The following is a 14229-nucleotide window of genomic DNA, read 5'->3' as shown; positions in this document are numbered from 1 at the left end:
GTAGCCTCTGGCAGGATGTCCTGTGATGAAGGTTCCGGGGAGCAAGTTGCCGGGCCTCCGCGGCAGGAAGGTCAGCGACCTTCCCGGCCTCGCGGCAGTGGCGAGAATCGATCGGCGGACGAAGAGGCTGACCAAACGCCTCAAGCCCGGTGAAATAGCGATTATCGACCATGTCGACGTGGACCGGGTCAGCGCGGAGGCGCTCGTCGCGTGCGGTGCGGCCGCCGTGATCAACGTGGCGGCCGGTATCAGCGGCCGCTATCCCAACCTGGGCCCGCAGATCCTGATCGAGGCGGGGGTCCCGTTCGTCGACAACGCCACGCCCGAGCTGTTCGAGCGCGTCGCCGACGGCGACGCGGTCAGACTGTGCGACGGGGTCGTGTACGTCGGCGACGAGGTCGTCGGCAAGGGCGAGGTCGAGACGGGCGAGAGCGTCGAGGCCGCCATGGCCGAGGCCAGGGCCGGTCTGTCGCTGCAGATCGAGGCGTTCGCCGTCAACACCATGGAGTACGTGAAAGGCGAGGGCAGGCTCCTCATCGACGGGGTCGGCGTCCCCGAGATCCGCACCCGCATGGAGAACCGCCACGTCCTCGTCGTCGTGCGCGGCTACCACTACAAGGAGGACATCGCCACCCTCCGCTCCTACATCCGCGAGTACCGCCCGGTGCTCATCGGGGTCGACGGCGGCGCCGACGCCCTCCTGGAGGCGGGCTACCTGCCCGACCTCATCGTGGGCGACTTCGACTCGGTCTCCACCAAGGCGCTCACCTGCGGCGCCGAACTCGTCGTCCACGCCTACCGCGACGGCCGCGCGCCCGGGCTCGAACGCGTCCACCAGCTCGGCCGCGAGGCCGTGATCTTCCCTGCCACCGGCACCAGCGAGGACATCGCGATGCTGCTGGCCGACGACAAGGGCGCCGAACTGATCGTCGCCGTCGGCACCCACGCCACCCTGGAGGAGTTCCTCGACAAGGGCCGCTCCGGCATGGCCAGCACCTTCCTCACCCGCCTGCGCGTGGGCAGCAAACTCGTCGACGCCAAAGGCGTGAGCAGGCTCTACCGCAACCGCATCAGCACACCTCAGCTCCTGCTGCTGGTGGTCGCCGCACTGGTCACCATGGGGGTGGCACTGCTGGCCTCGCCGCTCGGCAACACGTGGCTCAACGCCATTCAGGACCTGTGGAACGCGTTCATCTTCTGGATGGTCGGACTCTTCTCGTGATCGATTTCCGCTACCACCTCGTGTCCATCGTGGCCATCTTCCTGGCGCTGTCGGTCGGCATCGTGCTCGGCACCACGCTCCTGAAGGATCCCGCGATCCACCTGGCCGAGGCCAGCGTCGAGAATGTCACCAAGAACAACGCGGAGCTGCGCGCCGAGATCGACGTGCTGACCCGCCGCGAGGGCGGCAACGACGCCTTCATCGCCAACATGACCCCCGATCTGGCCAAGGTCGGCGGCGGTCTCACGGGCAAGCGGGTGGTACTCGTCGAGGCGCCTGGCGCGAGCACGGCCCTCACCGACCAGCAGCAGCAGGTGCTGGAGCAGGCGGGTGCCGTCGTCAGCGGGCGCGTCGTGCTGACGGAGAAGTTCGTCGCGCCGGCCAGCGCCGGGGTGCTGGACCAACTGGTCACCCAGCTCAAGCCCGCCGAGCTGAACTTCGCCGCCAACGCGGGCGTCCACGACAAGGCCGCACAGCTCCTGGCGGCGGCCGTCGTGACCAAGGACCCGGCCCAGGCGGGCACCCCCGACCCCGACACCGCCGCCGTGCTCGGGGCGCTCGAGACCGGCGGCTTCCTCACCGTCAGGGACGAACCCGCCAAGCGGGCCACCCTCGCGGTGCTCATCGCGCCCGAGCGGCCGTTCGAGGGTGAGCAGGCCGAGGCCCAGGCCGACGAGATCGTCGCCCTGGCAGGCGGCCTGGACGCGGGCGGCCAGGGCAGCGTCATGGCGGGCACCGAGGGCGCCATCGGCCCCGGCGGAGCCATCACCGCGCTGCGCGAGTCCAGTGAGCTCGCCAAGCGGGTCTCCACCGTCGACGTGCTCGACATGCCCATGGGCCGCGTCACCGTCGTCTACGCGTTGCGCGAGCAACTCGACGGCCGCGCCGGGCAGTACGGCGTACTCAGCGGTGCCACGCAGCCTCAGCCGCCCGTCGCCGCCCCCACTCCATCCTCCACCTCGTCAGGGAGCTGACATGGCCCGAGCTCTGCTGTGCGCGCTCGCGGGAGCCGCGATCGGCGCCGCCGCCGCGCGCGCCGCCTACACCGTCTTCACCAGGCGTCTCACCCACACGGACGAGAAGATCGTCGATGCCTCCGGCGAACTCGTCGCCGCACCCGGGGGCGGGCTGCGCGACGCCGCCACCTGGACGCGTACGAACCACCGGGGCGAGCCCATCACGCTGCTCGAAGGGCCCGCGTTCGCGCTCGGCGCGAGCGCGGCGGCCGCCCTGACCCCCGGCCTCCCCCCGAGGGTACGGCTGGCCGCGCTGCTGGCCGGAGCGGGCAGCGGCGCCCTCGGCGGCTACGACGACCTCTGGGGCACCACGTCCGCCAAGGGCTTCAAAGGCCACCTGAGCGCACTGGCCAAGGGTGAGGTCACGAGCGGCGCCGTCAAGATCCTCGGCATTGGCGCGACCGGACTGGCCGCCGCCGCCCTGGTCTCGCGCGGCCCCGCCGACGCGCTCGTCAACGGGGCGATCGTCGCGGGCGGCGCCAACCTGGCCAACCTGTTCGACCTGCGGCCCGGCCGGGCGATCAAGGTCGGCCTGCTGGCGGGGCTGCCGCTGCTGGCCGCCGGGCTGTTCGAGCACGACGCCCGCGCCGCCGCCCTGGCCGCCGTGCCGCTCGGCGCCGCCGCCGCGCTGCTGCCCGAGGACCTCGGCGAGCGCGCCATGCTCGGCGACGCCGGAGCCAACGCGCTCGGCGCCCTGCTCGGCCTGGCCGCCGTCACGCGGCTCGGACGCCCGGGCAGGTACGCGCTGCTGGGGACGGTGGCCGTCCTCACGGCGGCATCGGAGAAGGTCAGCTTCACCAAGGTGATCGCGGGCAACCCGGTGCTCAACCGCATCGACATGCTCGGCCGCCGCCCCGTGGCGTGAGCCGCCGCCTGGCGCACGGGGTCGCGGGCGGTGCCGTCCTCATCGGCGCGCTCACGATCCTGGCGCGCGTGACCGGGTTCGCCAAGCAGTACGTCTTCGCCCACACCGTCGGCACCCAGTGCCTGTCGAGCGCGTACTTCACCGCCAACCAGATCCCCAACATCGTCTTCGAGGTCGTGGCGGGCGGCGCGCTGGCCGGGATGGTGGTCCCGGTGCTGGCGGGCGCGACCCGCGAGCACGCCTCGCGGGTCGGCTCGGCGCTGCTCACCTGGGTGCTGGTCGCCCTGGTCCCGCCGGCCGTGCTGATCGCGGTGCTGGCGGGGCCGATCACCTCGTTGTTCTTCACGGACGTACTCGGCACGTGCGACGTCGAGACGGTCAGCGCGGTCTCGGCGCGGATGCTCGCGGTCTTCGCCCCGCAGATCCCCCTGTACGGCGTCGCGGTCGTCCTGTACGGCGTCCTCCAGGCCCACCACCGTTTCGCCGCCCCGGCTCTGGCGCCCCTGGTGTCGAGCATCGTGGTGATCGTCGCCTATCTGGTGTTCGTCCCCGTCAGCGGGGGCGGTAACGAGCCGTCCCTGCCGCTGACGGCCGGTGAGCTGGTGCTGTCCGTCGGCACCAGCCTGGGCGTCCTGGCCCTGGTGCTCACCGTGCTCGGGCCCGCCGCACGGCTCGGCCTGCGCTGGCGGCCCACGCTGCGCTTCCCCGACGGTGTCGGCGTCCAGGTGCGCAGGCTGGCCTCGGCCGGGATGGCGGGGCTGCTCGCCCAGCAGGCCGCCATGATCGTGGTCCTGGTGCTGGCCAACCGCATGGGCGGCGGAGCCATCGCGACCTACAACTACGCGTGGGCGATCTACCTGGTCCCGTACGCCGTCCTGGCCGTGCCGATCGCGACCAGCGCCTTCCCCCGGCTGTCCGCCGCCGGTGACCGTGGCGAGTTCGCCGCGCTCAGTGCCGGGGGCGCCAGAGCGGTGGTGCTGGTGTCGGGGCTGGCCGCCGGGGTGCTCGCGGCCGTCGCCGAGCCGGGCGCGGCGCTGTTCCTGGACGAGAACACCGATGTGCCGCCTGTGGAGCTCGCCAGGACCATCGCGCTGTTCGCCCCCGGCCTGGTGGGGTACGGGCTGATCGCCCACCTGAGCCGGGTCCTGTACGCCCTCGGCCGGGGGCGGGCCGCCGCCGCAGGCGTCGTCGCCGGGTGGCTGGTGGCGGCGGTGGCCCAGGCGGGGTTCGCGCTCGCGCTGCCGGACGCCTGGAAGATCGCGGGCCTGGCACTCGGGATGAGCGTCGGCATGACGGTCGGCGGCATGGTGCTGCTGGTGGCGGTGGTGCGGGTGAGGGGCGGCGCGGCGGTGGCCGGGCTGTGGCGGGCGGGGGCGGCGGCGCTGGCCGGGGGCGGCGCGGCGTTCCTGGTGGGAGCCGCGGTGGTCGCCGTGATCCGGCCGGTGGGGACGTGGGCCGAGCTGTCGGCGATCGCGCTGGGAGGCGTGCTCGCGCTGGCCGCCGGGGTCCTGGTGGCCGTCCTGGTGGACCGGCCGGACGCTCGGGCGCTCGCCGCCCGCTTCCGGCGCGGCGCCCGGTCGGACGGCGTATGACGGCGTGTCGCCTGCCCGCTTTCCGGGCAGGCGCGGTGAGAGGTGAAGGAGAGGCTCGTGCGGGTGGTCTTCGTGCTCGGCACCACGTTCGGAGGGACGGGGGAGCACGTGCGCATGCTGGTCGAGGGAATGCGGGAGCGCGGGCACCAGGTGGCCGTGGTGGGGCCGAGGTCGGTGGAGGAGTCCTTCGGGTTCAGGGCGGCCGGCGCGCGGTTCGTCGAGATACCGCTGTCGGATCGGCCGCATCCGGTCGCCGACGCCCGATCGGTGGCGACGGTCCGCCGGGTCGTGCACGAGGCCGACGTGGTGCACGCCCACGGTCTGCGGGCGGGGTCGGTCGCCGCGCTCGCGCGCGTCGGGCAGCGGCGCCGGGCACCGCTCGTGGTCACGCTGCACAACGCGCTCACGGCCGGAGGTCTCGTCGGAACGGTGTACGGCGTGCTCGAACGGATCGTCGCCCGGGGCGCCGATCACGTGCTGGCGGTCGCGCCCGACCTGGGCGCGCGAATGGCCGCGCTCGGCGCCCGTGACGTGCGTCCCGCCGTCGTCCCCGCCTATCCGCCGGGGCCGCCGGTCCGGACGGTCGCGGAGGTCAGGGCGGAACTGGGCGTGGGGCGGCGCCCCGTCGTGCTGACAGTCGCCAGGCTCGCCCAGCAGAAGGGCCTGGAACTCCTGCTGGACACGGCCGCCATCGGATCGGCCGCCGCGCGGGGTGGTGCGGACACGGCTCCGGGGCACGGCGGAAGGGGTTCCGCCGCCGAGGCGACGGCGACGGATCCCGGGCGGGGCGGTGAACGAGGGACGGGCCGTCCCGGCGGCGACGGGCCGCTGTTCGTGATCGCGGGGGAGGGGCCGCTGCGCGGCGAGTTGCAGGCGCGTATCGACGCGGAGGCGTTGCCCGTGCGGCTGCTGGGGTTCAGGAAGGACATCCCCGATCTGCTGGCCGCGGCCACTTTGGTGCTGTGGCCGAGCCGCTGGGAAGGTCAGCCGCTCAGTCTCAGCGAGGCGCTCATGGCGGGGCGCCCGGTCGTCGCCACCGCCGTGGGAGGTGTGCCCGATCTGCTGGGGGGAGCGGGCACCCTGGTCCCGTACGGCGACGCCGCCGCGATGCGCGCCGCCGTACAGGAGATCGTGGACGACCCGGCGAAGGCGGAGGCCCTGGCGCGGGCGGCGGCCAGACGCGGCGGCGAACTGCCGGGCGAGGCCGACGCGGTCGAGTCGGTGCTCGCCGTCTACTCCTCGTCAAGGTCGCCCGGATGATTAGGTGGCGAACCCGGCTTCTCCTATACTGCATGGGTTAGGGGAGGGGAGTATCCCTTCGCGGCAGCCTCGTCATCACGGTGTAGCCCCACTCCACGGGGCCCCCGGGGCTGCCGGTCGGCCGATCGAGCCGGCGGGAGAGACCTCCGGCTGTCAATCATTGCGTGCCGGAGGTACATCAACGTGGTCGTTCCCGTATGGGCGTGGGTCGCCGTCATCGGCGGACTTCTCGTCGTACTCGCCATCGACCTGTGGGTCGTCGACCGAGGCGAGGCCCGCGAATTCTCGATGAAGCAGGCCAGTTTCTGGGTCAGCTTCTACGTACTGCTGGCCGTCGCATTCGGCGTCACGGTATGGATTCTCGAAGGCGGCACCAAAGCAGGTGAGTTCTTCGCAGGCTACATCACCGAATACAGCCTGAGCGTCGACAACCTGTTCATCTTCTTCATCATCATGAGCAAGTTCGCCGTGCCCAAGGAGTACCAGCACAAGGTGCTCCTCGTCGGCATCCTGCTCGCCCTGGTCATGCGCGGCATCTTCATCGCGATCGGCGCGGCCGCCCTCGTACGCTTCAGCTGGCTGTTCTACATCTTCGGCGCCTTCCTCCTCTACACGGCCTACACGATCGTGCGCGATCACCTCAAGGGTGAACAGGAAGACGTTCCGGAGAACATCCTTCTACGCTGGGTCCGCAAGACGTTCCCGACCACCGACGACTACGTCGGCTCCAAGATCACCGTCAAGATCGACGGCAAGCGCATGGTCACCCCGATGCTCATCGTCATGATCGCCATCGGCAGCACCGACCTGCTGTTCGCCGTCGACTCCATCCCCGCGATCTTCGGCCTCACGACCGACCCGTTCATCGTCTTCACCGCCAACGCCTTCGCCCTGATGGGCCTGCGTCAGCTTTACTTCCTGCTCGGCGGCCTGCTCCAGCGCCTGGTCTACATCTCGTACGGCCTGGCGTTCATCCTCGGGTTCATCGGGGTTAAGCTGGTGATGGAGGCCCTGCACTCCAGCGGGTTCTCGTGGGCGCCCGAGGTGCCGATCTCGGTGTCGTTGTCGGTCATCGGAGGAACGATGGTCGTCACGACTGTGGCGAGCCTGCTGAAGTCACGCAGTGACGCGCGCAAGGGTGTCGAACCCAGCCAGAGTGGGGCTAGCTAAAAGGCGATTCAGGCGCTTTGCTTGACTCGTCACGTCGTGCGGTTCTGTAACATCACGGCAAAGCGCCTTTTCCGTCACCACCCAAAGGTTGTCCGTGTCAGACGATTCTGCCAAGACCGCCCGCGTGCGTCTCGCACGCGGGGTGTCCCCGTGGCTTCTCCCGACCGTGGCCGCCGCCGCCGCGACCAGCCTGCTCACCCGCAAGGACAAGCGCTGGGCGCTCGCGGCGGTGCCGCTGACCGCGCTCACCGGCGGCATGCTGTGGTTCTTCCGCGACCCGGAGCGCACGCCGGGCGTCGGCCGGGTACTGTCGCCCGCCGACGGCGTGGTCCAGAGCATCGACCCATGGCCGGATGGCCGCACCCGGGTCGCGATCTTCATGAGCCCGCTGAACGTGCACGTCAACAGGGCACCCCTTGCGGGAACCGTCACCTCGGTAGAGCATGTGGCGGGTGGGTTCCTGCCGGCTTTCAACAAGGACAGTGACCAGAACGAGCGCGTGGTGTGGCATTTCGAGACCGCGCTCGGCGACATCGAGATGGTGCAGATCGCGGGCGCGGTGGCGCGCCGGATCGTGCCATACCTGAGTGCGGGGGCCAAGGTCACCCAGACCGAGCGAATCGGGCTCATCCGGTTCGGTTCCCGCGTCGACATCTACCTTCCCGAAGGAATCTCGCCCTCGGTCTCTGTGGGTGAGAAGACGGTTGCGGGGGTGACCCGAATTGACCACGGCTGACGCAGGCGGCTGGCAAGCCGAAGACGAAGAACAGCGCGGTCCCGTCGGAAAGGCCTTCCGGCTTTCCGCCGCGGACTCCCTGTCGCTGGGCAACGCGCTCTGCGGTTTCCTCGCCGTGTGCGTCCTGGCCACATCCGCCGTCACCTCGCTCCAGGCGAACAAGGGCCTGATCCTCCAGCCCGGCTTCTTCGCCACCGCCGTGGTGCTGCTCCTCATCGGCGCCACCTGCGACCTGTTCGACGGCCTGGTCGCGCGGCGCTTCCGCGCCTCGGCCATGGGGGCGGAACTCGACAACCTCGCCGACGTGATCAGCTTCGGCTTCGCGCCGGCGTTCATGGTGGTCATCTGGGGTGGCTTCAGCGGCACCGTTCCGCTGTGGTCGGTCCTGGCCGCCGCCGCCTCCGTGCTCATCGCCGGAGTGGTCCGGCTGGCCCGCTTCGCCTGCGTCAAGACCAAGAGCGGCGACTTCATGGGCCTGCCCATCCCCATGGGCTGCATGACCGTGATCTCCATCGTGATGCTGTTCGAGCCGGGCGTCTGGTCGCTGCTGGCCGTGGTGGGCGTCTCGTGGCTGATGGTCAGCCGCATCGAGTACCCCAAGCCCAAGGGCCAGGTCGCCGCCGTCGTCCTCGGCTGGATCCTGGTGAACGTCGCGTTCCTGACGTTCTGGGTGGCCTTCCCCCAGGGCGGCGACCTGCCGATCAAGATCGGCGCCAGCATGCAGATCGCCCTCGTGGCGGCGATCCCGCTGCGGATGCTCTTCTACAAGCGCGAGCAGCGCAAGGTCGCCGAGCGTATCGGCGGTTGACCCACCGCCTCGGGCGACCCCGAGGCGGACAGGCCGCTCGACATCGGCTTTGATGGAGCCATGGCGCGCGAACACACCCGCACGTACTTCCTCGCCAAACTGGCCCGGGAACTCGAACTGCGCGGGTTCACCGCGGTGCTGCGCGCCGACCCGCCGTCGTTGCGGGTCGGCGTCCCGGACACGGTGCTGATGAGCGAGACCGTCGACTGCGTCCCGATGCCGGACGGGTGGTGCTACCGGTGGTCGTGGGGAGAGGTGCTGCTCTCGACGTCGGCTCCGTCCGAGGCGGCCGATCGCATCGCGCACATACTCCGGCCGTCCTGACGGGCCTTCCGCCCCTTTGCGGCAAGGGTCTTGCTCTCCTCCACGGCAGGACCCTCCTCCTCTTTACGGCCCGGCCGCGCCCCACGCCTCCCGCCGCTTTGCGCGCACGGCCTCGAAGGCGGCACTCATCCCCCCGCCTCCCGCCGCCACGCCGTATGTTCACGTGGTCGGCGGCGCCGGCCGGTGGGTTCGGGGCGGCGTGACGGCGGGAGGGGTGTCAGGGGAGGAGCGCCTTGGAGGCCGGGTGGTGGCTGCGGGGGAGGCGTGGGGCGCGGCTTCGCCGTGAGAGGGGGTGGTTCGTGGGGTCTTCACCCAGCCTCGTTCTCACCAGCCGCATTCTCACCTGCCGCGTTGTCATCAGCCGCATCTTCACCAGCCGCGTCTCCATCGGCCGTGTTCTCACCAGCCGCGGGCGAGCCATTCGGGCAGTGAGGGGCGTTCGGTGCCCAGCGTCGTGTCCTTGCCGTGGCCCGGGTACACCCACGTCTCGTCGGGCAGGGGATCGAACACGCGTTCGACCACGTCGGTGTAGAGCCGCTGGAAACGCTCGGCGTCCTTCTGGGTGTTGCCGACGCCGCCGGGGAACAGCGAGTCGCCCGTGAACAGGTGGGTGCCCGCCTCGCCGCCGTCGTAGAGCAGCGCGATCGAGCCCGGCGTGTGCCCCCGCAGGTGGATCACCTGCAGCGCCGCCTCGCCCACTGTGATCACGTCGCCGTGCTCGACCGTGCGGTCCGGGGAGACGGGCAGTGCGGGCGCGTCGAGAGGATGAGCGACGGTCTTCGCGCCGGTCACCTTCGCCACCTGCTCCAGCGCCTGCCAGTGGTCACCGTGCTGATGGGTGGTGACCACCGTGGCCAGCGGGCCGCCGTCGGCCAGGGCGAGCAGCCGGTCGGGGTCGGCGGCCGCGTCGATCAGCAGCCCCTCGCCGGTGCGGGAACAGCGCAGCAGGTAGGCGTTGTTGTCGAACGGTCCCACGGCGAGCTTGGCGATGCTCAGCCCCGGCAGTTCGCGGACGTCGGCGGGACCGCCCACCTGCACGTCGCCGGTGTAAGTCATGAGGCCTCCTGCGGTAGTGTTCGCTGCCTCCGCACCACCCTAGCCGCCGCCCGGCCGGGGCATAAAGCCGCAGGTCGAGTGGTTGACTTTGCAAGCCCTCCGTCTCTGGGCGCGGGAGGCCGTAACCTGGGTGGGGCGGAAATCGGGGGGCTGCGGCCCTCCCGAAATTGTCGGAGCCGCCGTCTACGATCCCCCTGGACCTGTCCGTCTCTCTACTTCCGGGAACACTGTGGCCGACCGCCTGATCGTGCGTGGTGCACGTGAGCACAACCTCAAAGACGTCTCGCTCGACCTGCCCCGGGACGCTCTGATCGTCTTCACGGGCCTGTCGGGCTCGGGGAAGTCCAGCCTCGCCTTCGACACGATCTTCGCCGAGGGACAGCGGCGCTACGTCGAGTCGCTGTCGGCCTACGCCCGGCAGTTCCTCGGCCAGATGGACAAGCCGGACGTCGACTTCATCGAGGGCCTGTCGCCCGCCGTCTCCATCGACCAGAAGGCCACCAGCAAGAACCCGCGCTCGACCGTCGGCACCATCACCGAGGTCTACGACTACCTGCGCCTGCTGTGGGCGCGCATCGGCAAGCCCCACTGCCCGGTGTGCGCGCGGCCGATCGCCAGGCAGACGCCGCAGCAGATCGTCGACCGGGTGATGGACCTCGATGAGGGCACCCGCTTCCAGGTGCTCGCGCCGGTGATCAGGGGCCGCAAGGGCGAATACCTCGAACTCTTCCGCGAACTGCAGACCAAGGGCTTCGCCCGCGCCCGCGTCGACGGCACCGTGGTGCGGCTGGAGGAGCCGCCGAAGCTGAAGAAGTACGAGAAGCACGACATCGAGGTCATCGTCGACCGGCTGTCGGTCAAGGAGTCCGCGCGGCGCCGGCTCACCGACTCGGTCGAGACCGCGCTGCAGCTGTCCGGCGGCACGATCACGCTCGAATTCGTCGACCTGCCCGAGGACGACCCCGGCCGCGAGCGTTTCTACTCCGAGCACCTCTACTGCCCCTACGACGACCTGTCGTTCGAGGAGCTCGAACCCCGCTCGTTCTCCTTCAACTCGCCCTTCGGCGCGTGCCCCGAGTGCACCGGCCTCGGCACCAAGATGGAGGTCGACCCCGACCTGGTCGTCCCCGACCCCGAGCGCACCCTGCGCGAAGGCGCGCTGCACCCCTGGTCGGGCGGCCACACCAGCGAGTACTTCGTCCGTCTCACCGAGGCGCTCGGCAACACCATGGGCTTCACCCTCGACACCTCCTGGGAGAAACTTCCCAAGAAGGCGCAGAAGTCGCTGCTGTACGGCCACGACGAGCAGGTCCACGTCCGCTACAGCAACCGCTACGGCAGGCAGCGCTCCTACTACACGACCTACGAGGGCGTGGTCTCGTGGGTGCAGCGCAGGCATGCCGAGTCCGAGAGCGACGCCACGCGGGAGAAGTTCGAAGGCTACATGCGGGAGATCCCGTGCCCCGCCTGCGACGGAAAGCGGCTCAAGCCGGTCACCCTCGCGGTGACCGTCGCCGACCACTCCATCGCCGACGTGGCAGGCATGTCGATCGGCGAGTGCGCGAGGTTCCTGGCCGGGCTCAAGCTGTCCGACCGCGACATGCAGATCGCCGAGCGGGTCGTCAAGGAGATCAACGCCCGCATGGGCTTCCTGCTCGACGTCGGCCTCGACTACCTCACCATGGATCGCGCCGCCGCCACCCTGGCGGGCGGCGAGGCCCAGCGCATCCGGCTGGCCACCCAGATCGGCTCCGGGCTCGTCGGCGTGCTGTACGTCCTCGACGAGCCGTCCATCGGCCTGCACCAGCGCGACAACATGCGACTGCTCGACACGCTGATCAGGCTGCGCGACATGGGCAACACCCTGATCGTGGTCGAGCACGACGAGGACACCATCGCCGCCGCCGACTGGGTGGTCGACATCGGCCCCGGCGCGGGTGAGCACGGCGGGCAGGTCGTGGTGTCGGGGACCGTACAGGAACTGCTGGCCAGCGAGGAGTCGCTGACGGGCGCCTACCTGTCGGGCCGCAAGGCCATCGCGGTCCCCGCCGAGCGCCGCAAGCGCGACAGGAAGCGGCAGATCTCCGTGAAGGGCGCGCGCGAGCACAACCTCAAGGGCGTCGACATCGACTTCCCGCTCGGGCTGTTCACCGCTGTCACCGGGGTGTCGGGCTCGGGCAAGTCGACGCTGGTCAACGACATCCTCTACAACGCACTGGCCAAGGAGCTCAACGGCGCCCGCACGGTCCCCGGCCGCCACTCACGCGTCAACGGCATGGACCTCGTCGACAAGGTCGTCCACGTCGACCAGTCGCCGATCGGGCGCACACCGCGCTCCAACCCGGCGACCTACACCGGCGTGTTCGACCACGTCCGCAAGCTGTTCGCGGCCACGACCGAGGCCAAGGTGCGCGGCTACCAGCCGGGCCGCTTCAGCTTCAACGTCAAGGGCGGGCGCTGCGAGGCGTGCGCGGGCGACGGCACCATCAAGATCGAGATGAACTTCCTGCCGGACGTGTACGTGCCGTGCGAGGTCTGCCACGGCGCCCGCTACAACCGCGAGACGCTGGAGGTCCACTACAAGGGCAAGACCATCGCCGAGGTGCTCGACATGCCGATCGAGGAGGCGCTCGGCTTCTTCGAGGCGATCCCGGCGATCAAGCGGCACCTGCAGACGCTCAACGACGTCGGCCTCGGCTACGTACGGCTCGGCCAGCCCGCGACCACGCTGTCCGGCGGCGAGGCCCAGCGGGTCAAGCTGGCCTCGGAGCTCCAGCGCCGCCAGACCGGCCGCACGATCTACGTGCTCGACGAGCCGACCACCGGCCTGCACTTCGAGGACATCAGGCGGCTGCTCGGCGTGCTCGGCCGCCTGGTCGACGGTGGCAACACGGTCATCGTCATCGAGCACAACCTCGACGTCATCAAGACCGCCGACTGGGTCCTCGACATGGGCCCGGAGGGCGGCTCGCGCGGCGGCACCCTGGTCGCCTCCGGCACGCCGGAGGAGATCGCGCTGGTCGAGGAGAGCCACACCGGCCGTTTCCTGCGCAAGATCCTCTCCGTCTGAGGCCGCACCCACCGGCCGCACCGGTCGGTGCGGCCTCTAGATTGAAAGGCCACGAGCCCGCGAAGGGCTGACGTGAGGAAAGGGTCGGGGAGATCATGTCAGGTGCTGAAGCGGGTTTCGGCGTGCCGGGAGTCGGCCGCAGGCAGGTGCTCGGAGCCGCCGGGGTCGCCGCGTGCGGCCTCGCGCTGGCCGGATGCGGCACCGGCGAGGCGGCCGCGCCGGGTACGGGTGCCAAGGGCCAGGTGCTGGTGAAGGCCGCTGAGGTGCCGGTCGGCGGCGGCAAGATCGTCAAACGGTGGAAGCTCGTGGTCACGCAGCCGTCAGCCGGGGTCTACAAGGCATTCAGCACCGCCTGCCCGCATCAGGGGTGCGCGGTCGGCGTCCCCGAGGACGGCGTGATGACCTGCCCGTGCCACGGCAGCGAGTTCGACGCCACGACCGGGGCCGCGCTCAAGGGCCCGGCCAAGGCGCCGCTGGCCTCGGTCGAGGTCCGGCTCGACGGGGACGGGATCGTCGCCGTCTGAAATCGGTGACTCCAGGTGGTTTCCCGGGTACGCCGCGCTGTGGGGCGCATCGCCGTCCCTGACGTATAGGCGACCTTGGGGGGACACATGGGGGAGACGACACGCAGGCAGGTGGTGCTCGGCACCGGCGCGGCCGGGTTGGCGGCGGCGCTGACCGGATGCGGCGGCTACGGTGAGCCGTCGGGCAGCCCGAGCCCGCCGGCAGGGACGGGCAGCGTCGTGCCGAGCGAGCCGCAGAATCCGGGTGCGGGCGAGATCCTCGCCGCCACCGGGGAGATCCCGAAGGGCGGCGGCAAGGTCTTCGCCGGGCCGAAGGTCGTGGTGACCCAGCCGGAGGCCGGGCGGTTCAAGTGTTTCACCGCCGTCTGCACCCACGAGGGCTGCACGGTGGGCAGCGTCTCCGGCGGCACCATCAACTGCCCGTGCCACGGCAGTAAGTACCGCATCACCGACGGCACGGTCGTCAGAGGTCCCGCGCCCCGGCCGCTGGCCGAGAAGAGGATCAGTATCGAGGGTGATCAGATCCGCCTCGCCTGACCTGCGTTTCATGATTTTCTCAGGTGCGTACGGTTATCTGGCCGTATGG

Annotated in this window: 13 protein-coding genes; 12 read left to right on the top strand and 1 reads right to left on the bottom strand. The window is 70.6% G+C overall.

The window, feature by feature from the left end; translation table 11 throughout:
- Positions 1–25: 25 nt before the first annotated feature.
- The 9 genes from steA (at position 26) to ABD120_RS09135 (ending at position 8993) form a co-directional block, all read left to right on the top strand.
- Complete coding sequence (gene steA, locus ABD120_RS09175) at positions 26–1222, top strand: putative cytokinetic ring protein SteA (RefSeq protein ID WP_343949326.1); 1197 nt, start codon at positions 26–28, stop codon at positions 1220–1222.
- The gene (locus ABD120_RS09170) at positions 1219–2196 is read left to right on the top strand and encodes a copper transporter (protein ID WP_343949303.1); all 978 of its coding nucleotides are present in this window, start codon (positions 1219–1221) and stop codon (positions 2194–2196) included. Before steA ends, ABD120_RS09170 begins: the two co-directional genes overlap by 4 nt.
- A gap of 1 nt (position 2197) precedes the next feature.
- Entirely contained in the window at positions 2198–3103 is a 906-nt protein-coding gene (locus ABD120_RS09165) for a hypothetical protein (RefSeq protein WP_343949302.1), read from the top strand.
- Positions 3100–4695, top strand: coding sequence for a murein biosynthesis integral membrane protein MurJ (gene murJ, locus ABD120_RS09160; protein ID WP_343949301.1), 1596 nt, complete (start codon positions 3100–3102; stop codon positions 4693–4695). The genes ABD120_RS09165 and murJ overlap by 4 nt, the downstream gene beginning before the upstream one ends.
- A gap of 57 nt (positions 4696–4752) precedes the next feature.
- Complete coding sequence (locus ABD120_RS09155) at positions 4753–5955, top strand: glycosyltransferase (RefSeq protein ID WP_343949300.1); 1203 nt, start codon at positions 4753–4755, stop codon at positions 5953–5955.
- A gap of 183 nt (positions 5956–6138) precedes the next feature.
- Positions 6139–7125 carry a TerC family protein gene (locus ABD120_RS09150; RefSeq protein ID WP_343949299.1) on the top strand — a complete coding sequence of 329 codons (987 nt, stop codon included), beginning with the start codon at positions 6139–6141 and terminating at the stop codon, positions 7123–7125.
- A 94-nt stretch (positions 7126–7219) separates the two neighbouring features.
- Positions 7220–7861 (top strand): phosphatidylserine decarboxylase, encoded by a 642-nt coding sequence (locus ABD120_RS09145; protein ID WP_343949298.1) that lies wholly within the window; start codon positions 7220–7222, stop codon positions 7859–7861.
- Positions 7848–8669: a CDP-diacylglycerol--serine O-phosphatidyltransferase gene (gene pssA, locus ABD120_RS09140; protein ID WP_343949297.1), complete on the top strand. Its 822-nt coding sequence runs from the start codon at positions 7848–7850 to the stop codon at positions 8667–8669. Before ABD120_RS09145 ends, pssA begins: the two co-directional genes overlap by 14 nt.
- 60 nt (positions 8670–8729) lie before the next feature.
- A complete protein-coding gene (locus tag ABD120_RS09135) occupies positions 8730–8993 on the top strand; it encodes a hypothetical protein (RefSeq protein WP_343949296.1) in 264 nt (87 codons plus the stop codon).
- A gap of 399 nt (positions 8994–9392) precedes the next feature.
- On the opposite strand, the gene ABD120_RS09130 is transcribed toward ABD120_RS09135, so the two are convergent.
- On the bottom strand, positions 9393–10049 hold the full coding sequence (locus ABD120_RS09130) for an MBL fold metallo-hydrolase (protein ID WP_343949295.1): 657 nt from the start codon (positions 10047–10049) through the stop codon (positions 9393–9395).
- 229 nt (positions 10050–10278) lie between these two features.
- Between ABD120_RS09130 and uvrA the strand changes: the two genes are divergently transcribed.
- The 3 genes from uvrA (at position 10279) to ABD120_RS09115 (ending at position 14180) form a co-directional block, all read left to right on the top strand.
- Positions 10279–13119, top strand: coding sequence for an excinuclease ABC subunit UvrA (uvrA, locus tag ABD120_RS09125; RefSeq protein ID WP_343949294.1), 2841 nt, complete (start codon positions 10279–10281; stop codon positions 13117–13119).
- Between the two features lie 95 nt (positions 13120–13214).
- The gene (locus ABD120_RS09120; RefSeq protein ID WP_343949293.1) at positions 13215–13643 is read left to right on the top strand and encodes a Rieske (2Fe-2S) protein; all 429 of its coding nucleotides are present in this window, start codon (positions 13215–13217) and stop codon (positions 13641–13643) included.
- An 87-nt stretch (positions 13644–13730) separates the two neighbouring features.
- Entirely contained in the window at positions 13731–14180 is a 450-nt protein-coding gene (locus tag ABD120_RS09115; RefSeq protein ID WP_343949292.1) for a Rieske (2Fe-2S) protein, read from the top strand.
- The last annotated feature ends 49 nt before the right edge of the window (positions 14181–14229 follow it).

Source organism: Nonomuraea longicatena, assembly GCF_039525605.1.
Classification (GTDB): domain Bacteria; phylum Actinomycetota; class Actinomycetes; order Streptosporangiales; family Streptosporangiaceae; genus Nonomuraea; species Nonomuraea longicatena.
This window is presented reverse-complemented; position numbering and strand designations above follow the sequence as displayed.